The organism is Bacteroides sp. ET71 (assembly GCF_023336905.1).
In the GTDB taxonomy this organism is placed as follows: domain Bacteria; phylum Bacteroidota; class Bacteroidia; order Bacteroidales; family Bacteroidaceae; genus Bacteroides.
Genome location: NZ_JAMBLS010000011.1, coordinates 39150 through 59266, shown reverse-complemented (window position 1 = coordinate 59266; position 20117 = coordinate 39150). Strand labels below are relative to the sequence as shown.

The following is a 20117-nucleotide window of genomic DNA, read 5'->3' as shown; positions in this document are numbered from 1 at the left end:
AAAATATGTTAATCCCCTACAAAAAACTTCTTCAACAAGCCTTAAAGCTCATGTCCAGGCCTTTGACCGAATGGGTCAACGCTCCGACAGAAATGTAGTCTACACCACATTCGGCGTATTCACGCAATGTGTCGAAGGTGATTCCTCCAGAAGATTCTGTTTCATAACGTCCTGCCACCATCTGCACAGCCTTGCGGGTCAGTTCGGGTGTGAAGTTATCAAACATGATTCTGTCTACGCCACCCAGATCAAGTACCTGCTGAAGTTCATCCAGGTTTCTGACTTCGATTTCTATCTTCAGGTCCTTCCCTTTTTCCCGGCAATACTTTTTGGCCCGGAGAATAGCCTTGTCAATGCCTCCCGCAAAGTCCACGTGATTATCTTTCAAAAGAATCATATCGAAGAGTCCGATACGATGGTTCACTCCGCCCCCTATTTTGACTGCCATTTTTTCGAGTATCCTCATACCGGGAGTAGTCTTACGAGTATCGAGCACGCGCGTATGAGTGCCTTGCAATTGCTGTGCATACCGATGAGTCATGGTAGCTATGCCGCTCATCCGTTGCAGAATATTAAGCATCAGACGCTCGGTCTGCAAGAGTGATTGCACTTTACCGGAAACAATCATTGGCACATCGCCGGGTTTCACTTCGGCTCCATCGTTTATGAAAACCTCGACTTTCAGTTCGGGATCAAACCGACGGAATACTTCTTTGGCGATTTCTATGCCCGCCAAAATGCCCGGTTCTTTGATGAGCAACTTCGAACGCCCCTGTGCCGTAGGTGGGATGCATGACAGTGTGGTATGGTCGCCATCACCTATATCTTCGGCAAAAGCCAAGTCTATGAGTCTATCTATTAATTCTTGTTCTTTGGTCATGGGTTTTTCTCTATTCTGATTTGATGTATAAAATATTTGTTCTGTATCCGCTTAAAAAAACAATTGACCCGGAAATCTCCGTTGTCTGTCTTCAACATGCCTACGACGAAACTGGAGCCTTCACGTTGGCCTTCATGCCTTACTTCGAACCCTCTCACCGGGTTTGAGTTGAAAAAAGTCTCCAACGTAGAGTATGCAGCAGCCTTATCCAAGTCCGAATTCTGTTTCTGGATAATTACGTTCACTTTTTCCCCCAGGTATCTGTCCAAGCCCTGCGGATTGCCTTTCTTCAGAGCCACCACGACTCCCACAGGCACGTTTTGCGCCAATGCCACAGCCATCCCACTGATGAGACCTACCAGCAATAATGCCACTCGTTTTTTCATAAGCATAAGCATTAATGATAGGCAAAGGTACATATTATATTATATTTAACAAGCAAAAAGGAACAGAAATGTAGTAAATCTGATAGAATGACGACAGATTCCCCCTCAATATCTACGAAATCCGTCAAAAGTCAGTTTTGAATAAAGCTTGCAGGCGACAACCGAAAACTTTTCTTGCCCACAGGAATAGTTTCCGTAAAGGCAGGAAAAGTCTATCTCTAGGCTGGAGATGCACATCTTTAGACTAGAGATGTGTATCTTTAAGCTAGAGATATACATCTCCAGCCTAGAGATAAAGCTTTGATAGAGGACAGGCAATTTATTTGCAGCCTCTTGTCCAACATGAAAGGCCTAAAAACACAAAAGCCCCGCTTTCTTTTCTCTTCCATTTGTCGTATCTTTGCACACATCTTCCACCCAATGTACTTATACGCCAATGAAGACCATCTTACTCGTCGTGGGGCGCACCGTAGAGCCCCACTTCATTACAGCCATCAACGACTACGTGCAGCGCACCAAACGATATCTTACATTCGACATGGAAGTCATCCCCGAACTGAAGAATACTCGGAACCTCAGCACCGACGTACAGAAGGAAAAAGAAGGAGAACTGATACTGAAAGCACTTCAACCAGGAGACTTCGTCGTGCTGCTGGACGAAGGTGGAAAAGAAATGCGCTCCATAGAATTTGCCGATTACATGAAACGCAAAATGAATACAGTCGGCAAGCGTCTGGTCTTCATCATCGGAGGACCTTATGGCTTCTCCCAGCGAATCTACGAAGCTGCCCAAGAAAAGCTGTCGCTCTCGCGCATGACCTTTTCCCACCAAATGGTACGCCTCATTTTCGTAGAACAGCTCTACCGGGCTATGAACATCTTGCACGGAGGGCCTTACCACCACGAATAGCCCCGTTGGCAAAGTTGAAGAAAAAACCTATGCTGTACCTCCTCCAAAGGCAGCTCTAAAGAAATAAAACTTGTCCATAAGACTTAGTTAAAGAATAAAATCGTATTTTTGTCTCTCAATGTTCTAACAGAAAAAGATAACAATACAATGAAAACAGCCCTTATCTCAGGCATCACGGGTCAGGACGGCTCTTTCCTGGCCGAGTTCCTTCTCCAGAAAGGATATGAAGTGCACGGCATCCTGCGCCGCTCTTCCTCGTTCAACACCGGACGTATCGAACACTTGTATTTCGACGAATGGGTGCGCGACATGAAGCAGAAACGCCTGGTCAACCTGCACTATGGCGACATGACGGACAGCAGTAGCCTCATCCGCATCATTCAAGAGGTGCAGCCCGACGAAATCTATAACCTGGCAGCCCAAAGCCACGTGAAAGTCAGCTTCGAGGTGCCCGAATATACAGCCGAAACCGACGCCGTGGGCACCCTGCGCATGCTCGAGGCCGTCCGCATCCTGGGCATGGAGAAGAAGACAAAAATCTACCAGGCTTCCACATCCGAGCTCTTCGGCAAAGTGCAGGAAGTGCCTCAGCGGGAAACAACCCCTTTCTATCCGCGCAGCCCCTACGGCGTGGCCAAACAATACGGCTTCTGGATTACGAAAAACTACCGCGAAAGCTACGGCATGTTTGCCGTGAACGGCATCCTCTTCAACCACGAAAGTGAACGCCGGGGCGAAACTTTTGTCACCCGAAAGATTACGCTGGCTGCCGCCCGCATCGCCAAAGGCCTGCAAAACAAATTATACCTGGGCAACCTGAATGCCCAAAGAGATTGGGGCTATGCCAAAGACTACGTGGAGTGCATGTGGCTCATCCTGCAACACCCTACTCCCGAAGACTTTGTCATAGCTACGGGCGAAATGCACACAGTACGCGAATTCTGCACCCTGGCCTTCCGCGAAGCCGGCATCGAACTGCGCTGGGAAGGCAAAGGCGTGGACGAGAAAGGCATCGATACCCGCACCGGACAAACGCTTGTCGAAGTAGATTCCAAATATTTCCGTCCTGCCGAAGTAGAGCAACTATTGGGCGATCCCACCAAAGCCAAGACTCTGCTGGGATGGAATCCGCGGCAAACTAGCTTCGAAGAACTGGTGCGCATCATGGTGGCGCACGACCTGAAGTTTGTGGAAAAGCAATAAGACCAGTTGCTATTCTGAAAGGAATGTCCTATATTTGCACAGAAAACCAGAAAACGTGCAATATGGAACAAAGTTTTATAGCCTACATAAAGAACAGCATCCAGACCAATTGGGACTTGGACGCATTGACCGACTATAAAGGAGCCACCCTGCAATATAAAGATGTGGCCCGTAAAATCGAGAAGCTGCACATCCTTTTTGAAGAGAGCGGCATCCGGAAAGGCGACAAGATAGCCCTGTGCGGACGCAACAGTTCGCATTGGGGCGTCGCTTTCCTGGCCACGTTGACGTATGGAGCAGTGGCCGTGCCTATCCTGCACGAATTCAAGGCAGACAATGTACACAACATCGTCAACCATTCGGAAGCCCGCCTGCTCTTCGTGGGCGACCAGGCTTGGGAAAACCTCAATGAACAGGCCATGCCCCTGCTGGAAGGCATTATCTTGCTGCCCGACTTCTCACTGCCCGTTTCCCGCAGCGAAAAGCTGACTTATGCCCGCGAGCATCTCAATGCGATGTTCGGACAGAAATATCCCAAGAACTTCCGTAAAGAACATATCGACTACCACAAAGACCAACCCGAAGAGCTGGCTGTCATCAACTATACCTCGGGCACTACCAGCTATTCGAAAGGCGTCATGCTGCCCTATCGCAGCCTGTGGAGCAACACGGATTTCGCCTTCGGAGTGCTGCCCTTAAAGCGAGGAGATTGCGTGGTATCCATGCTGCCTATGGCGCACATGTACGGATTGGCTTTCGAGTTTCTTTATGAATTTGCGGTTGGCTGCCACATCTACTACCTGACACGCATGCCCAGCCCCAAAATCATCTTCCAGGCTTTTGCCGAGGTCAAACCCAGCATCATCATCGCTGTGCCCCTCATCATCGAGAAAATCATCAAGAAGAACGTACTCCCCAAACTGGAGACCCCCACCATGAAGCTGCTGCTCAAGGTGCCTTTCATCAACGACAAGATAAAGGCCACGGTGAAGGATCAGGTCACGCAGGCTTTTGGAGGTAATTTCTCTGAAATAGTCATCGGCGGAGCAGCCTTCAATCAGGAAGTGGAGCAATTCCTCAAGATGATAGATTTCCCCTACACGGTGGGCTACGGCATGACGGAATGTGGCCCCATCATCTGCTATGAAGACTGGAAACGCTTCAAGCCCGGTTCCTGCGGCAAGGCTGCTCCCCGCATGGAGGTACGCATCGACTCGCCCGACCCGGAAAATATCCCCGGAGAAATCCTTTGCAGAGGAGCCAACGTCATGCTAGGCTACTACAAGAATCCGGAAGCTACAGCCGAAACCATCGATAAGGACGGATGGCTGCACACCGGCGACCTGGCCACGATGGATGCCCAAGGGAATGTCACCATCAAGGGACGGAGCAAGAACATGCTGCTGGGTTCCAGCGGACAGAATATCTACCCGGAAGAGATAGAAGACAAGCTGAACAACCTGCCCTATGTGGCCGAATGTCTGGTGGTACAGCAAAACGAGCGCCTGGTCGGACTGGTTTATCCCGACTTTGACGATGCCTATGCCCATGGGCTGACTCCGGCAGACATCGAACGGGTGATGGAAGAAAACCGCGTGGCTCTCAACCAGGAATTGCCTGCTTACAGCCAACTGGCCAAGATGAAAATCTATCCGGAGGCGTTCGAGAAGACGCCGAAGAAGAGCATCAAACGTTTCTTGTACCAGGAGGCGAAAGGGTAAGCACGGCACACAGATGAAGCAGATTATGCAGATGACCGCAGATCTTATTAATAAGTAGATAAAGAATCTGCGGTCATCCATTTTATCTGCTTCATCTGCGTGCCATTACACCTTTTCCTTAATCAAGCCCATGCGATAGGCTGCCAACAGCTTCTCCAGGTCGGCTATCTGCGTGGTCAGTTCGGCACCCTTGTCGGTGTCTTTCACCATCATGCGCTGCGAGTTGAACTCAACAAGGAACGTGGTCGACTTGATGTCCAATCCCTCTTCGATGGCTTTCTGGCGACTCTGGAAGGGTTCGTGCTGCACCAATTGGAGGCCGTGCGAGTGATAGACCAGGGTATAGCCGGCGATGCCCGTCTCCGGTTGGTAGGCTTTGGAGAAGCCGCCGTCTATCACCAGCAGCTTGCCGCCGGCCTTGACGGGTTTCTCGCCCTTGAGGGTCTTGACGGGGACATGGCCGTTGATGATGTGCGAATGAGGGCCCGGCTCTACGCCAAACTCCTGCAGAATACGGTCGCAGGTTTCGGCTTCGTTGCGCAGCGTGTAGTACCAGCCCTTGGTTTCCTTGCACAAATCCGGGTCGCCCACGAAGTAGCGCTCGAAGGTGGCCATCTTGTCTTTGTCGAACGAAGGGGCGTCGGGACCGCACCACATATACCACATGTAGTCCACGGCAAAGGCTTTGGCCTCGGTGCCCTCCTCGCCGAAGTAGGCGCGGCGCACCAGTTGGTCGGTCTTCTGCAGGAGTTTGTGCCCCCAGTATTCCTTCTGCCCGATGCGGACGTGCTTGAAGCTGCCGTCGGCGTTGAGGGGCACGGAGGCGTGATAGAGCAGGTTGCTGTTGCAGACGAGGTACATGCCGCCGTAGGTGTAGAGGCAGCGCATGTGCTTGCGCAGTTTTTCGCTGTTCATGAAGGAGGCATGGATTTTGTCCACCAGTTCGCGCTCTTCGTCCGTCAGGCGGTAGGGGTCGGCGGGGTCGATAGTGGGGAAATGGGCGTCGCGCAGGGAGTATTCCCGCCCTTCGTGGCAGAAGACGCCGCGTGCGTAGTCTATCTTGTCCAGCAGCTTACGCCCAGTCATGCCGAACTCGGGACGGCGGTCGATGATGGCGGCCTCGAGTTTCAGTTGGATGATGGTGATGGCCTTGTGCATCTGTGCGATGAGGCGCTGCGTCTTCTCGTTGTGCTGGGTGCCGGCAAAGTCCATCCTGGGCGCAAACACCGTGCAGGGGTCGTCGCCGTAGGCATCCATGGCAAAGGTGGCCAGGGGCAGGAGGTTGATGCCGTAGCCGTCTTCCAATGTGCCCAGATTACCGTAGCGCATGGACAGGCGGATGACGTTGGCGATGCAGGCGTCGTTGCCCGAGGCGGCGCCCATCCACAGCAGGTCGTGGTTGCCCCACTGGATGTCAAAGTTGTGGTAGTCGCAGAGGGTGTCCATGATGATGTGGGCGCCGGGGCCGCGGTCGTAGATGTCGCCCACGATGTGCAGCGAGTCGATGGTGAGGCGCTGGATGAGGTTGCACAGGGCCACGATGAAGTCGTCCGCCCGCCGGGTGCTGATGATGGTGGAGATGATGACGTTGATGTAAGCCTGCTTGTTGGGGTCGATGCTCGATTCGTGCAGCAGTTCCTGGATGATGTAGGAGAAGTCGCGGGGCAGGGATTTGCGCACCTTCGAACGGGTGTATTTGGACGAAACGTTCTGGCAGACCTTGACCAGTTGGTTCAGGGTGATTTGATACCAGTCGTCCAGTTCTGTCTCCTGGGCCTTGACCAGTTGGAGTTTCTCCTCGGGATAGTAGATGAGCGTGCACAGCTCCTTCTTCTCGCTTTCGCGCAGGGTATGGCCGAAGATTTCGTTCACCTTGCGCTTGACGGCGCCCGAGCCGTTCTTCAGCACGTGCTGGAAGGCTTCGTACTCGCCGTGTATATCTGTCAGGAAGTGTTCCGTGCCTTTGGGCAGGTTCAGTATGGCTTCGAGGTTGATGATTTCCGTGCTCGCGTCGGCGATGGTCGGAAAACTGCGCGACAAGAGTTGCAGGTAGCGCAGGTCGTTGACGATGGATTCAGGACTGATGTTTCCCATGTATGATGCTATTTTTTCTGATTGTATGCAAAGTTAGTCATTCGTCCCTTTTCCGCCAAACATAGTCCCGGGAAATGCACAAGGAATTGTGGCACCCCCCACATAGAGCGTTGTGGCACCCCCCACATAGAGCGTTGTGGCACCCCCCACATAGAACGTTGGGGCACCCCCCACACAGAGCGTTGGGGCACCCCCCACATAGAACGTTGGGGCACCCCCCACATAGAACGTTGGGGCACCCCTACCATAGAGCGTTGGGGCACCCCCACCAAAGAGCGTTGGGGCACCCCCACCAAAGAACGTTGGGGCACCCCTACCATAGAGCGTTGGGGCACCCCCTCAAAAAATCAGAGCAGAAACATCAGCACCACCTGCGCGATAATGACCCGCAGGAACATGCTCAGAGGGTAAACCGTGGCATAGGCCACCGAAGGATTGTCGCCGGGCAACGTGTCGTTGGCATAGTTCAGCGCCATGGGGTTGGCCATGCTGCCGCAGAGCATCCCCACCGTCGAGCCGAAGTCAGTCTTCATCCACCTAAAGGCCACCGCGCCCACCACGAGCACTGGCACCACGGTCAGCACGAAGCCCGTGCCCACCCACAGCAGGCCTTCGGGACGGAAGACAGTCTCGAAGAAGTGCTCGCCCGCATCCAATCCCAGGCAAGCCAGGTAGAGCGACAAGCCCAGCGAGCGGAGCATCAGGTTGGCGCTGCGCGTGGTGTACGTTATCATGTGCAGCCGCGGGCCGAACGTGCCGATAAGGATGCCCACGATGATGGGCCCGCCGGCCAGCCCCAGCTTGATGGGCGAACTCATGCCCGGCAGGAAGATGGGTATCGCCCCCACCATCAGGCCCAGCACGATGCCGATGAACACAGCCACCAGGTTCGGCTCCTTCAGGCTCTTGACGGCATTGCCCAGCACCTTCTCCACATTGTGCAGCGCCGCCTCCTCGCCCACCACCGTCAGGCGGTCGCCCAACTGGAGGCGCAGTCCGGCCGTGGCCAGCAGTTGCACGCCGCTGCGGTAGATGCGCGTGATGTTCACCCCGTAGCTGTTGCGCAGATGCAGCGAGCCCAGCTTCTTGCCGTTCAGCTCGGGCCGGGTGACCACGATGCGCTGCGAGATGAGCTGGCTGTCGATGGCGTTCCAGTCGATGTCCTCCTTGTTCCAGTCCGTATGCTCCTGCTCGCCGAAGAGGACGGTCAGCGTCGGGGCGTTCTTTTCCGACGTAATCACCAGCAACCGGTCACCCTCGCGCACCACGGTGTCCGACGTCGGAATGGTCACCTTGCCGTCGCGCCACAGACGCGAGATGACGAACTTGGCATAGTGCAAGTCGCCTAATTCCTTGATATTCTTGTCGAAGATGGCCGGATTATGCACCTGGAAGGCAGCAATGTAGGGTTTGTTCACATCTTCCTTCTCCTTCTCCTGCAAGTCCTGCGGACGGGTAAGGAACTTGCGCAGCACGAGGATGGCCAATATCACCCCCACCACGCCCAGCGGATACGTCACGGCACACCCCAGGGCCGCACCCGAAGCATCCAGTCCGAACTGCTTCAACGTCTGCTGGGCAGCGCCCAAGGCAGGCGTATTGGTAGTGGCCCCACAGAGGATGCCCATCATGTCAGACATGGAGATATCCAACAGAAAGCAACCCAACACCGCCATCAGCGTACCCGTCAACACCACGCCCACAGCCAGCATATTAAGCCGCACGCCCCCGCTCCGGAAGGAACTGAAGAACCCGGGTCCCACCTGAAGACCCAAGGCATAGACAAACACCACCAAGCCGAAACTCTCGGCATAGGTAAGCATCTGCGGGTCAATCTCCAACCCCAGGTGACCGGCCAGGATGCCGGCAAAGAAGACGAACGTCACGCCAAGCGACACCCCCAGAATACGCACCTTGCCCAATCCCAGCCCCACGGCCGAAATCAGCGAAAGCACCGCCAGCGCCTGCAAAGCCGTGTGCTCCACGAACAAACTATACAACCAATCCAAAGCCGTACACCGATTAAGATTCAACACCGGAGTCCTTGGCCTTCTTCATCTTGCGACGTTCGCGCAACACCTCAATAATGGCCGGCAAGACAGAGATGACGATGATGGCCACCACCAACAGCTTCAAGTTCTCCTGCACAAAGGGCAGGTCTCCGAAGAAATAACCGGCATAACAGAAGAGGGCCACCCACAAGGCGCCGCCCGTCACGTTATAAAGCATGAAGTAATAATAATGCATCTTGCCCATGCCGGCCACAAACGGCGCAAACGTACGGACAATAGGCACAAAGCGGGCAATGATGATGGTCTTGCCGCCATATTTCTTATAAAACTCATGCGTCTTATCCAAATAACTCTGCTTGAAGATTTTGGAATTAGGATTGCTGAACAGCTTACGCCCGAAGAAGTGCCCGATGGCATAGTTGCTCGAGTCACCCAACACGGCTGCCGCAAACACAATCAACGCCAGGATATTCACCTCCAGCGGCATGTCCGGCTGTGCAGCGATAGCGCCCGCCACAAACAGCAGCGAATCGCCTGGCAAAAAAGGCGTAATCACCAAACCCGTCTCGCAGAAAATCACCAGGAACAAGATGGCATACGTCCACAGATGATATTGCTGCACAATACTGATCATGTATTGATCAATGTGAAGAATGAAATCAATAATGAAGTCCATAACACAAATACTTTATTCAAATTAACAAAAAAGGCGACCGCAAAGAATTCCTGCAGCCGCCCGTTTCACACTTGTTGTAGTGGATACGAGAATCGAACTCGTATTGCATGCGTGAGAGGCATGTGTCCTAACCGTTAGACGAATCCACCGATTTTATGAAAAGCTTGTACACCCTCAGGGATTCGAACCCTGGACCCACTGATTAAGAGTCAGTTGCTCTACCAACTGAGCTAAGAGTGCATTCTGTCAATCCGCGGAAGCTGGGGGATTCGAACCCCCGGTACGATAAACTCGTACGGCAGTTTAGCAAACTGCTGGTTTCAGCCACTCACCCAAACTTCCTTAGTGACCAGCATTTTTTCAAATGCGGTGCAAAGGTAGACAAAGTTTTGGAATGTACAAACCTTTTCTCCATATTTTTTCTAACTTTTCTTTTTCTATCTGGAAATAAGGTGGGAATCAGCCAAAAAGGCTATCTTTGCAGAAACTATTATTCGAACGAATGGATACATTATTAAAAGAGGCCCTTAATGAAGCCATTAACCGCCGTTTCCCGGAGATGGATACTGAAAGCCGAGAGTTATTGGGCAGTATCATCATACGTAAGGAGGTGGGAAAAGGAGAAATTCTGCTTAAAGAAGGACAAGTCAGCCATTACTTCGTGATTGTCGGCAAAGGCATGCTCAGGCAGTTCTATTATAAAAACGGGAAAGACATTACCGAACATTTCTCCCTTGAAGGAGACATCGTCATATGTATCGAAAGTATTCTCAAACAAGAACCTACACGACTAATGATAGAGGCACTGGAATCCGGCACCATCTACATGCTGCCGGCCGACCAATTGCTGAATCTTTCGAAAGCATCATGGGGGATCAACATGTTCTACCGCAAGATGCTGGAATACAGCCTTATCGTTTCACAAACAAAGGCTGACTCGTGGCGTTTTGAAACCGCCCGCGAACGCTATCTGCACTTAATGGAAAGCCAACCTGAAGTCATTAAACGGGCTCCCCTCGCCCACATCGCCTCCTACCTGTTGATGACGCCGGAAACACTCAGCCGGGTGCGCGCCACTGCTTTATAAGATTTCTAAGGAAATTCTATATGCTAACCATACAAATATGCTTGACAAATCTACAAAAATTTATGTAGCCGGGCATCACGGACTGGTAGGTTCGGCTATTTGGAACAATCTTCGGCAACGGGGATTTACCAACCTTGTAGGCAAAAGCCACAAAGAACTGGATTTGCTGGACAGTGTAGCCGTCCGCAATTTCTTTGACGCAGAACAGCCGGAAGCCGTCGTACTGGCTGCCGCCCATGTGGGAGGCATCATGGCCAACCTGCAATACAGGGCAGACTTCATCTATCAAAACCTGCAAATACAACAGAATGTAATAGGCGAAAGCTATCGGCACGGTGTAAAGAAACTGCTCTTTTTAGGCAGTACCTGCATCTATCCGCGCGAAGCACCGCAGCCCATGAAAGAGGAAAGTCTGCTGACATCCCCTCTGGAATATACCAACGAACCGTATGCCATCGCCAAAATCGCCGGACTGAAGATGTGCGAAAGCTTCAACCTGCAATATGGCACCAACTACATTGCCGTCATGCCCACCAATCTGTACGGGCCCAACGACAACTTCCATTTGGAAAACAGCCATGTGCTGCCTGCCATGATACGCAAAATTCACTTGGCCAAATGCCTGAACGAAAGTGACTGGGAAGCCGTGCGCAAAGACCTGAACCTGCGCCCCGTGGAAGGCGTGAACGGCAACAATAGCCAAGAGGAAATCTTAGACAAACTTGCCAAGTTCGGCATCACGCCTGAAACTGTCACGCTTTGGGGTACAGGCACTCCGCTACGAGAATTCCTATGGAGTGAAGAAATGGCCGATGCCAGCGTGCATGTATTGCTGAACGTAGATTTCAAAGACACCTACGCGCCGGACAGCAAGGAGATACGCAATTGTCACATCAACGTAGGTACAGGCAAAGAAATCAGTATCAAAGAAGTAGCTGAGAAGATTATGAAGGAAATAAACTTCAAAGGAGCCTTGCAATGGGACACGACCAAACCTGACGGTACATTGCGTAAGCTGACAGACGTCAGCAAGCTGCACGGTTTGGGATGGCACCACAAGATTGAGATTGATGAAGGCATACACCGGCTGTACGAATGGTACCTGAAAGGAATTTGCATCAACCACCAGGGTGCATAAACGGAAGAAGCAAATCATAAAGAAAACAAGGAAGGATGAAGCACTCTTTTCTGCCGAACAAAAGCGCTTCTCCTTCCGAACAAGAGACTTTCCTTTTCCGAACAAGAAAGTTCCGCCAGCCATACTCCAGCAGATGACCACAGAGCAGCAAGCCTTTCTCCCCGCCTCCGGAAAATCTGCATACCCAGCCTTCCATAATACATACTACGGCAGAACGGGGCAGGCCATTATCTACTCATCGGTACTGAATCATCCGACTGATATATTTCCCAATGATATCAAACTCCAAATTAACCACACTACCCACACGAATGGCATGGAAATTGGTATGTTCAAACGTATAAGGGATGATAGCCACCTGAAAAGTGTCATCCGTCGGATTGCAGACAGTCAGACTCACCCCGTTCACTGTCACAGAACCCTTGTCCACCGTGATATACCCCCGTTTGGCCATTTCCTTGTCGAATGTATAACGGAAAGTGAAATAATAACTGCCCGCCGCATCTTCCACGGCTACACACGTGGCGGTTTGGTCCACATGCCCTTGCACTATGTGTCCATCCAAACGACCATTCATTAGCATGCTGCGCTCCACATTCACCTCATCGCCCACTTGCAACAATCCGAGGTTAGAGCGCTCCAGCGTCTCTTTCATAGCCGTTACAGTATAAGTATCATCCGTCAGGCTTACCACCGTCAGACAAACACCGTTGTGTGAAACACTCTGGTCGATTTTCAGTTCGCCCACAAAAGAACACGTAAACGTAAAGTGTACATTCTCCTGGTCTTTGACCATCGCCACTAGCGTGGCACATTCTTCTACTATTCCAGAAAACATAATCGTTGATTTTAACTCGGAGCAAAGATACAAAAGGGTGTGAATATATGCATCAAAAAACGGAAGCTTTTCACAAAGCCTCCGTTTTCAGTCTTCAATAGGTATTAGTTTTTTTTAAGGTAAAAAGATTGTTTTCAGGATAACGCTGCAAATATAGCCCCTTTTAAAGCCACTTACCAAATAAAAAAACATGTCCTATAACACATTTTCGAAAAAACTTTTGGTTTCGTTATCATTTCGAAGGGCTTTTCTACATTTGCAAAGTTTTTCAAAAACAAAGATAAGTTTGTTTTTGAAATAATCCACGGATTATCCTGAAGAAAATCTTTATAACCTGCTTTTACTTCTCATTTCTCTACCGGGTAGCCCTCATCCGTCTTTCCACTATGTTTCAAGACCTTTGCATCAATAAAGAAGACTATTTCCTCGGCAATATTCGTGATATGGTCTCCCGAGCGTTCAAGTTTACGGAAAACACTAATCAAGTCCAAACAATAATGGGCGGATTCCGGATGTTGGGCAATGTATTCAGCCAATATCGCAGGAGCCTCAGCATTGATTTCGTCCAAAAGATTATCTTTTGCAAATACAGAAACGGCCAGTTCCTGGCTTTCCTCCTGCAAGGCACGTTTGGCAAGTTCTAACATAGAAAGCACCTGAGATACCATCTCCTTCAAACGCAGTTTTTCCATCAGCTCTACATCCATGACGGGTTCGTCCGCATGGAGGGTAAAGCGAGAAATACCTTCGGCAAAGTCGCCCAAACGCTCCAAATCGTTGTTAATCTTAAGCATCGCAAGGACAAAGCGCAAATCGATAGCCACGGGATTGTAAAGAGCGATAATATCTTCTACGTCGCTGTCGATTTTCAGTTCGAAGGCATTGACACGCCGTTCGCACACACACACCTGCTGAGCCAGTTCGCGATCGGAAGTGAGGACAGAATCTCCCGCACGCTCCAATTGATTGTAGACCAATGTCCACATCTCGTCGATTTCTTTCTTCAATAAAACGAGTTCTGATTCGATGAATTTGACCATAATCGGATATTTTAAGTAAGTAATTCATTTAAAGTCCCTTCCCTCCTCTCCCCCGTGGGGAAGGTGACGCGTGCCTATATATAACCAGCCCTGACGGCTAAGCCCTCTCCCCACGGGGAAGGGATGGGGAGAGACCTCCTTTTTAACCAAATCGCCCGGTGATATAGTTCTGGGTTTCGAGTTTCGTCGGGTTAGTGAAAATATCTTTGGTGTCGCCAATTTCGACCATGTTGCCCATGTAGAAGAAGGCGGTACGGTCACTGACACGCGCTGCCTGCTGCATGTTATGGGTAACGATGACGATGGTGTAATCGTTCTTCAATTCGTGGATGAGTTCTTCGACCTTGGCCGTGGAGATGGGGTCGAGAGCCGAGGCGGGTTCGTCCATCAGCAGCACCGAGGGCGATACGGCCATGGCGCGGGCGATGCAGAGGCGTTGTTGCTGTCCGCCGGAGAGGGCGTAGGCCGACACCTTCAGCTTATCCTTCACTTCGTCCCACAGAGCAGCTCCTTTCAAGGTTTCTTCGACGCGCTGGCGAATAAAGCTTTCATCCTTCACACCGTTGACGCGGAGGCCATAGGCCACATTCTCGAAGATGCTCTTGGGAAAGGGGTTGGGGCGTTGAAAGACCATGCCAACGTTCTTGCGCAATTCGTCCACTTGCACGCCTTTGGCATAGATATCCTGCCCGTCTATCTGGATTTTCCCTTCCAGACGGGTACCGGGAATCAGGTCGTTCATCCGGTTCAGCAGGCGCAGAAAGGTAGACTTGCCACAGCCCGAGGGACCGATGAAGGCTACCACCGATTTCTCTTCAATATTCATGCTGATGCCTTTCAGGGCGTGGAAGTCGCCGTACCAGAAGTTGACATCGTGCGTTTCGATTTTGTTCATCTTATCTGTATAATTAATGTTTCGTAATAAGTTTTGCAAGCAGTTTGCTCGAGCTGGTTCGAGCAAACCGCTCGGGTTGGTTCGAGCAAACCGCTCGGGCTGGTTCGAGCAAACCACTCGATTTTTGTTCGGACATTCCGAACGGAATGGAGTCAGTTCGTCTTAATCTTCTTCTCGAAATACTTGCGCAAGGCATTGGCCAGCAAATTTACGAAAAGGATTATTATAATCAAAACCAACGCCGTGCCATAAGCAATGGGCAACTGCGCGTCGAGGTCGGTGCCACTCGTGGAAATGACATACAAATGGTAGGGCAAAGCCATGCACTGGTCGAGGATACTGCCGGGGAGCTGCGGCAAGAAATAGGCGGCGCAGGTGAAGAGAATGGGCGCCGTCTCGCCCGACACGCGCCCCAGGGCCAGGATAAGCCCGGTAATGATGTTGGGCATACCCATGGGCAGAATGACATGCCAGATGGTCTGGAGCTTTGTCGCCCCCAAGGCCCGGCTGCCCTCGCGCATACTGTCAGGAATGGCCTTCAGCGCCTCTTCCGTAGTACGGATGACCAGCGGCAGGCTGAGCAGCCCCAAAGTGAGCGAGCCGGCCAGGATGCTGTCGCCAAAACCCAGGTAATTGACAAACAAGGCCATGCCGAACAGACCGAAAACGATGGAGGGGATGCCGCTCAAGTTGTTGGTCATCACGCGGATGAAGCGCACAATCCACCCCTTCGGTGCATATTCATTCATGTAGATACCGCTCATCACGCCCACGGGGAAGGCGAAAAGCGCACTACCCACCATCAGATAGAACGTGCCGACAATGGCCGGCCAGATGCCGCCAGAGGTCATGCCGTCAGACGGGGCTGTAAAAATGAAGTCCCAACTGATAACTCCCACACCTTTATATAATATGAAGGCAAGAATGGCAAACAATATCACCACTACGCTGAAGCTGAGCAGGCGGAACAAACCGAAGGCCAGCCGTTGAGAAAGACGTTTCCTGTTCATCATGATTATTTCTGTTTAGAAGACACGGCTTCTACCGTGAAGTTGATTAGCAAACTAATGAAGAAAAGTACGACACCCAGCATGAACAGTGCGCCGTAATGCGCCCCACCCGCAGGAGCTTCGCCCAACTCGGCGGCAATGGTAGCGGGAATGGTGCGCAGAGGCTCCAGAATACTGTGCGGGATGACCGCCGCATTGCCCGTCACCATCAGCACGGCCATCGTCTCGCCCACGGCACGGCCGATGCCCAGCACGACGCCCGAGGTAATACCCGAGATAGAATACGGTATGACCACCTTATAGATGGTCTGCCACTGCGACGCGCCCAGCGCCAGGCTCGCCTCGCGCATGGCACGCGGACAATTGCGCATGGCGTCTTCCGTCACTGTGATGATAGTGGGCAGCGCCATGATGGCCAACACCAGGGCGCCCGCCAGACCGCTCTCGCCCACCGGCAGGTCGAACGTCTGCTGCAAGAAAGGCACAATCACAATGAGGCCGAAGAAGCCGTAGACCACCGAAGGGATACCGCTCAACAGTTCGATAACGGGCTTCAGCATGTTGCGCACCCGGTGCGGGGCAACTTCTGACATATAGATGGCGACGGCCAGACCAAAGGGCAAGGCGAAAAGTATGGCAAAGAAGCTGACCCAGAGCGTGCCTGTTATCAGAGGGAGGAAACCGAACTGGGGGGCAGGAGTGGCGGTCGGGAACCATTCGGCTCCGGCAAAGACGTCGGCCACGGAGATGGTGTTGTCTTTAATCAAATGGACCGAGTCCGGATGTACGACGAATTGTTCGGGTATGAAGGCTATGATGCCCGGCGTGCGCTCCACCAGCGAGGTGATGCAGGCACCGGCGTTCTCGTAAGCGGCGCCCAGTTCTTCTTCCGTAAAATAGGATTTCACATCTTCCAAACGGAAAAGGTGAATGGGACAGTCGGCACCGCCGACTTCTCGCCAGTTAGTGATTTCTTCGTCGAAGATGTCCTTAATCTCACGCGGAGAGAGTTCATCTACCACATTCTCCTGATTCAGTGCCAGTACATATCCTTCCTCTATGACTTTGCTGCCGAACAGGCCCAAAGCTTCCGAGAAAAGGAACAGGACGATGAGCACTATCGTCAAACTCGTCACAAAGCCGCTGCATGTCAGCACTCCTGCAACAATCTTTTCCAATACGTTCCTCATTACTTTATAGGTTATTGAATTTTCCGCGTGCAAAGAAACGGGATAGATGTTAAGGATGTGTGTCTGTCTGTTGAAAGAAGTGTTACATACGTGTTACAATTCTATTACATTCACTGCGGGAGGGGCGTTTGTAAAGAGTTTGTAACATCTGTTCGCTTACTTTGCAAGCGCAAATTTAAAGTTGGAATAGAAAATGAAAACGACTACTCTCCTACTGCTTGGTTGGTTACTGGCAGGAATGTCCACTCCGATGAATGCACAACGCATCAAAGGCAGCGACACGGTGTTGCCTATCGCCCAACAGACTGCCGAACGGTTCATGGCACTCAACCCCGATGCACGGGTCACCGTCACCGGCGGCGGCAGCGGCGTGGGCATCTCGGCATTGCTGGACAAGACGACGGACATTGCCATGGCTTCGCGCGCCATCAAGTTCGGCGAGCAGATGAAGGCGAAGGCGGCGGGCGAAGACTTGAAAGAGGCTGTCATAGCCTACGACGCCCTGGCCGTGGTGGTACACCCGTCGAACCCGGTGGGGAGGCTGACGCGTGAGCAGTTGGAAGGCATCTTCCGCGGGAAAATCACGAACTGGAAGGAGGTAGGAGGCGAGGACCGCAAGATTGTGGTCTACTCGCGCGAGACGTCTTCGGGCACCTACGAGTTCTTCAAGGAAAGCGTGCTGAAGAACAAGAACTACATGAGCAGCAGCCTCTCGATGCCGGCCACGGGAGCCATCATCCAGTCGGTCAGCCAGACCCGAGGCGCCATTGGCTACGTCGGACTGGCCTATGTGTCGCACCGCATCAAGACGCTGGCCGTGTCGTACGACGGGCAGCACTTCGCCGAACCAAGCCTGGAGAATGCGGTCAACAAGACCTACCCCATCGTCCGGCCCCTCTATTATTATTACAACGCCAAAGACTCGGCCGCAGTCGCCCCGCTAATGGACTTCATCCTCTCCGACCAGGGACAGGAAATCATCCGCCGGAGCGGCTACATCCCCGTCCGGTAAACCCTCCGGAGGGGCTGCGCGATGCCGCTGAAAATGCGCAGTAGCGCCGTTAAAAATGCGCAGTAACGGAGTTAAAAATGCGCAGTAGCGCGTTTATAACTGCGCAGTAGCGGAGTTTGAAACGCCCTATATCGCATTTTCAACGGCGCTACTGCGCATTTCCAACCCCCTCCCAACCGCCCCAAAAATCGCCCCCGAAGCGCTAAAAACTTCCCCCGGATGGCATTATCCCGAAAAATAGTCGTACTTTTGTAGCCAAATCTATCAATACAACAACATCATGGCAGAAATCAAGACCGAAGACGCAAGCGAAAAGAAGAGCTTAAACTTCATCGAACAAATAGTAGAGAATGACCTGAAGGAAGGGAAAAACGGAGGACGGGTGCAGACACGCTTCCCGCCCGAGCCGAACGGCTACCTGCACATCGGCCACGCCAAGGCCATCTGTCTGGACTTCGGCATCGCCGCCGCCCACGGAGGCGTGTGCAACCTGCGCTTCGACGACACCAACCCCACGAAGGAAGACACGGAATACGTAGAAGCCATCAAAGAAGACATCCGCTGGCTGGGCTACCAGTGGGGACACGAATACTACGCTTCCGACTACTTCCAGCAACTGTGGGACTTCGCCATCCGCTTGATTAAAGAAGGCAAAGCCTACATCGACGAACAGACTTCGGAACAGATTGCCGCCCAAAAAGGCACCCCCACCCAACCCGGCACGGAAAGCCCCTACCGCAACCGCCCCATCGAAGAAAACCTCGAACTGTTCCAACGGATGAACAGCGGCGAGGTAGAAGAAGGCGCCATGGTGCTCCGCGCCAAAATCGACATGGCCAACCCCAACATGCACTTCCGCGACCCCATCATCTACCGCGTCGTCAAACACCCGCACCACCGCACGGGCACCACGTGGAAAGCCTACCCCATGTATGACTTCGCCCACGGACAGAGCGACTTCTTCGAAGGCGTCACCCACTCACTCTGCACGCTGGAGTTCGTCGTACACCGCCCGCTCTACGACCTCTTCGTCGACTGGCTCAAAGAAGGCAAAGACCTGGACGACAACCGCCCCCGTCAGTACGAGTTCAACAAGCTGAACCTGAGCTACACCCTCATGAGCAAACGCAACCTGCTCACACTCGTCAAAGAAGGCCTCGTCAGCGGCTGGGACGACCCCCGCATGCCCACCCTCTGCGGCTTCCGCCGCCGCGGCTACTCGCCCGAATCCATCCACAAATTCATCGACAAGATAGGCTACACCACCTACGACGCCCTCAACGAGTTCGCCCTGCTGGAAAGCGCCGTACGCGAAGACCTCAACGAACGAGCCACCCGCGTCTCCGCCGTCCTCAACCCCGTGAAACTCATCATCACCAACTATCCCGAAGGACAAGTCGAAGAACTGGAAGCCATCAACAACCCCGAACGCCCCGAAGACGGCACACACCTCATCGAATTCAGCCGCGAACTGTGGATGGAACGCGACGACTTCATGGAAATAGCCCCCAAGAAATACTTCCGCATGACCCCCGGCCAAGAAGTACGGCTGAAGAACGCCTACATCGTCAAATGCACCGGATGCAAGAAAAACGACGCCGGAGAAGTGACAGAAGTCTACGCCGAATACGACCCCGACAGCAAAAGCGGCCTGCCCGGCGCCAACCGCAAAGTAAAAGGCACCCTCCACTGGGTAAGCTGCGGCCACTGCCTCGAAGCCGAAGTACGCCTCTACGACCGCCTGTGGAAAGTAGAAAACCCGCGCGACGCCCTGGCCGCTATCCGCGAAGAAAAACAATGCGACGCCCTGACGGCCATGAAGGAAATCATCAATCCCGACTCACTAAACATCTTGCCCCATTGCTACGTCGAAAAGTTCGTCCAAGGCATGAAGCCGCTGACCTACCTCCAGTTCCAGCGCATCGGTTACTTCAACGTTGACAAAGACTCGACGCAAGAAAAGATGGTCTTCAACCGCACCGTAGGACTCAAAGACACCTGGAGCAAAATCAATAAATAATTCTC

Annotated in this window: 18 protein-coding genes and 3 tRNA genes; 8 read left to right on the top strand and 13 right to left on the bottom strand. The window is 52.4% G+C overall.

Translation table 11 applies throughout. The annotated features are described in order from the left end of the window. Window positions 1-31 precede the first annotated feature (31 nt). Window positions 32-880, bottom strand: a complete 849-nt coding sequence (gene nadC, locus M3090_RS07915) for a carboxylating nicotinate-nucleotide diphosphorylase (protein ID WP_249055087.1) — start codon at window positions 878-880, stop codon at window positions 32-34. Beyond that, a complete protein-coding gene (locus M3090_RS07910) occupies window positions 877-1266 on the bottom strand; it encodes a DUF4783 domain-containing protein (RefSeq protein ID WP_249055084.1) in 390 nt (129 codons plus the stop codon). Before M3090_RS07910 ends, nadC begins: the two co-directional genes overlap by 4 nt. A 436-nt stretch (window positions 1267-1702) precedes the next feature. Here M3090_RS07910 and rlmH point away from each other — a divergent pair, with 436 nt between their 5' ends. The 3 genes from rlmH (at window position 1703) to M3090_RS07895 (ending at window position 5100) form a co-directional block, all read left to right on the top strand. Continuing rightward, window positions 1703-2176 (top strand): 23S rRNA (pseudouridine(1915)-N(3))-methyltransferase RlmH, encoded by a 474-nt coding sequence (gene rlmH, locus M3090_RS07905; RefSeq protein WP_249055083.1) that lies wholly within the window; start codon window positions 1703-1705, stop codon window positions 2174-2176. A 147-nt stretch (window positions 2177-2323) separates the two neighbouring features. Beyond that, window positions 2324-3379 carry a GDP-mannose 4,6-dehydratase gene (gene gmd / locus M3090_RS07900; RefSeq protein WP_249055080.1) on the top strand — a complete coding sequence of 352 codons (1056 nt, stop codon included), beginning with the start codon at window positions 2324-2326 and terminating at the stop codon, window positions 3377-3379. A 62-nt stretch (window positions 3380-3441) separates the two neighbouring features. Then, window positions 3442-5100 (top strand): long-chain fatty acid--CoA ligase, encoded by a 1659-nt coding sequence (locus tag M3090_RS07895; protein WP_249055078.1) that lies wholly within the window; start codon window positions 3442-3444, stop codon window positions 5098-5100. A gap of 105 nt (window positions 5101-5205) precedes the next feature. Here M3090_RS07895 and M3090_RS07890 read toward each other — a convergent pair whose 3' ends face one another. Further along, window positions 5206-7194, bottom strand: a complete 1989-nt coding sequence (locus tag M3090_RS07890; RefSeq protein WP_249055076.1) for a fructose-1,6-bisphosphatase — start codon at window positions 7192-7194, stop codon at window positions 5206-5208. 21 nt (window positions 7195-7215) lie between these two features. Between M3090_RS07890 and M3090_RS07885 the strand changes: the two genes are divergently transcribed. Then, window positions 7216-7605 (top strand): hypothetical protein, encoded by a 390-nt coding sequence (locus M3090_RS07885; RefSeq protein ID WP_249055074.1) that lies wholly within the window; start codon window positions 7216-7218, stop codon window positions 7603-7605. On the opposite strand, the gene M3090_RS07880 is transcribed toward M3090_RS07885, so the two are convergent. The 5 genes from M3090_RS07880 to M3090_RS07860 all read right to left on the bottom strand — a co-directional run bounded on the left by M3090_RS07880 (window position 7542) and on the right by M3090_RS07860 (window position 10224). After that, a complete protein-coding gene (locus tag M3090_RS07880) occupies window positions 7542-9203 on the bottom strand; it encodes a putative transporter (protein WP_249055120.1) in 1662 nt (553 codons plus the stop codon). The genes M3090_RS07885 and M3090_RS07880 overlap by 64 nt on opposite strands. Before the next feature lie 13 nt (window positions 9204-9216). Beyond that, window positions 9217-9882: a DedA family protein gene (locus tag M3090_RS07875; protein ID WP_249055072.1), complete on the bottom strand. Its 666-nt coding sequence runs from the start codon at window positions 9880-9882 to the stop codon at window positions 9217-9219. Between the two features lie 77 nt (window positions 9883-9959). Beyond that, window positions 9960-10031, bottom strand: a tRNA-Glu gene (locus M3090_RS07870). Window positions 10032-10049: 18 nt separating this feature from the next. Beyond that, a tRNA-Lys gene (locus tag M3090_RS07865) sits at window positions 10050-10122 on the bottom strand. A gap of 14 nt (window positions 10123-10136) precedes the next feature. Next, window positions 10137-10224 (bottom strand) — tRNA-Ser (locus M3090_RS07860). A 160-nt stretch (window positions 10225-10384) separates the two neighbouring features. Between M3090_RS07860 and M3090_RS07855 the strand changes: the two genes are divergently transcribed. Together M3090_RS07855 and M3090_RS07850 are read left to right on the top strand one after the other, a co-directional pair. Continuing rightward, window positions 10385-10969 carry a Crp/Fnr family transcriptional regulator gene (locus M3090_RS07855; RefSeq protein ID WP_249055071.1) on the top strand — a complete coding sequence of 195 codons (585 nt, stop codon included), beginning with the start codon at window positions 10385-10387 and terminating at the stop codon, window positions 10967-10969. Between the two features lie 37 nt (window positions 10970-11006). Continuing rightward, on the top strand, window positions 11007-12107 hold the full coding sequence (locus tag M3090_RS07850; protein WP_249055068.1) for a GDP-L-fucose synthase family protein: 1101 nt from the start codon (window positions 11007-11009) through the stop codon (window positions 12105-12107). 235 nt (window positions 12108-12342) lie between these two features. On the opposite strand, the gene M3090_RS07845 is transcribed toward M3090_RS07850, so the two are convergent. From M3090_RS07845 to pstC, 5 genes are all read right to left on the bottom strand, one after another. Continuing rightward, window positions 12343-12945 (bottom strand): riboflavin synthase, encoded by a 603-nt coding sequence (locus M3090_RS07845; RefSeq protein WP_249055065.1) that lies wholly within the window; start codon window positions 12943-12945, stop codon window positions 12343-12345. A 347-nt stretch (window positions 12946-13292) separates the two neighbouring features. Then, window positions 13293-13985, bottom strand: a complete 693-nt coding sequence (gene phoU, locus M3090_RS07840) for a phosphate signaling complex protein PhoU (protein ID WP_249055063.1) — start codon at window positions 13983-13985, stop codon at window positions 13293-13295. Between the two features lie 142 nt (window positions 13986-14127). After that, a complete protein-coding gene (pstB, locus tag M3090_RS07835; protein WP_249055061.1) occupies window positions 14128-14880 on the bottom strand; it encodes a phosphate ABC transporter ATP-binding protein PstB in 753 nt (250 codons plus the stop codon). Between the two features lie 152 nt (window positions 14881-15032). Then, on the bottom strand, window positions 15033-15893 hold the full coding sequence (gene pstA / locus M3090_RS07830) for a phosphate ABC transporter permease PstA (protein WP_249055059.1): 861 nt from the start codon (window positions 15891-15893) through the stop codon (window positions 15033-15035). A gap of 2 nt (window positions 15894-15895) precedes the next feature. Further along, the gene (gene pstC, locus M3090_RS07825; protein ID WP_249055057.1) at window positions 15896-17080 is read right to left on the bottom strand and encodes a phosphate ABC transporter permease subunit PstC; all 1185 of its coding nucleotides are present in this window, start codon (window positions 17078-17080) and stop codon (window positions 15896-15898) included. Between the two features lie 193 nt (window positions 17081-17273). On the opposite strand from pstC, the gene M3090_RS07820 reads away from it, so the two are divergent. Then, entirely contained in the window at window positions 17274-18092 is an 819-nt protein-coding gene (locus M3090_RS07820) for a PstS family phosphate ABC transporter substrate-binding protein (RefSeq protein ID WP_249055055.1), read from the top strand. A gap of 280 nt (window positions 18093-18372) precedes the next feature. Beyond that, window positions 18373-20112 (top strand): glutamine--tRNA ligase/YqeY domain fusion protein, encoded by a 1740-nt coding sequence (locus tag M3090_RS07815; protein ID WP_249055052.1) that lies wholly within the window; start codon window positions 18373-18375, stop codon window positions 20110-20112. Window positions 20113-20117: the final 5 nt, after the last annotated feature.

Bases quoted from the DNA above. Each gene is read 5' to 3' on its own strand.
- M3090_RS07910 (WP_249055084.1), bottom strand. From the start codon at position 1,266: ATGAAAAAACGAGTGGCATTATTGCTGGTAGGTCTCATCAGTGGGATG.
- pstB (WP_249055061.1), bottom strand. From the start codon at position 14,880: ATGAACAAAATCGAAACGCACGATGTCAACTTCTGGTACGGCGACTTC.
- phoU (WP_249055063.1), bottom strand. From the start codon at position 13,985: ATGGTCAAATTCATCGAATCAGAACTCGTTTTATTGAAGAAAGAAATC.
- pstC (WP_249055057.1), bottom strand. From the start codon at position 17,080: ATGAGGAACGTATTGGAAAAGATTGTTGCAGGAGTGCTGACATGCAGC.
- nadC (WP_249055087.1), bottom strand. From the start codon at position 880: ATGACCAAAGAACAAGAATTAATAGATAGACTCATAGACTTGGCTTTT.
- M3090_RS07820 (WP_249055055.1), top strand. From the start codon at position 17,274: ATGAAAACGACTACTCTCCTACTGCTTGGTTGGTTACTGGCAGGAATG.
- pstA (WP_249055059.1), bottom strand. From the start codon at position 15,893: ATGATGAACAGGAAACGTCTTTCTCAACGGCTGGCCTTCGGTTTGTTC.
- M3090_RS07895 (WP_249055078.1), top strand. From the start codon at position 3,442: ATGGAACAAAGTTTTATAGCCTACATAAAGAACAGCATCCAGACCAAT.
- M3090_RS07875 (WP_249055072.1), bottom strand. From the start codon at position 9,882: ATGGACTTCATTATTGATTTCATTCTTCACATTGATCAATACATGATC.
- gmd (WP_249055080.1), top strand. From the start codon at position 2,324: ATGAAAACAGCCCTTATCTCAGGCATCACGGGTCAGGACGGCTCTTTC.
- M3090_RS07855 (WP_249055071.1), top strand. From the start codon at position 10,385: ATGGATACATTATTAAAAGAGGCCCTTAATGAAGCCATTAACCGCCGT.
- M3090_RS07890 (WP_249055076.1), bottom strand. From the start codon at position 7,194: ATGGGAAACATCAGTCCTGAATCCATCGTCAACGACCTGCGCTACCTG.
- rlmH (WP_249055083.1), top strand. From the start codon at position 1,703: ATGAAGACCATCTTACTCGTCGTGGGGCGCACCGTAGAGCCCCACTTC.
- M3090_RS07845 (WP_249055065.1), bottom strand. From the start codon at position 12,945: ATGTTTTCTGGAATAGTAGAAGAATGTGCCACGCTAGTGGCGATGGTC.
- M3090_RS07850 (WP_249055068.1), top strand. From the start codon at position 11,007: ATGCTTGACAAATCTACAAAAATTTATGTAGCCGGGCATCACGGACTG.
- M3090_RS07815 (WP_249055052.1), top strand. From the start codon at position 18,373: ATGGCAGAAATCAAGACCGAAGACGCAAGCGAAAAGAAGAGCTTAAAC.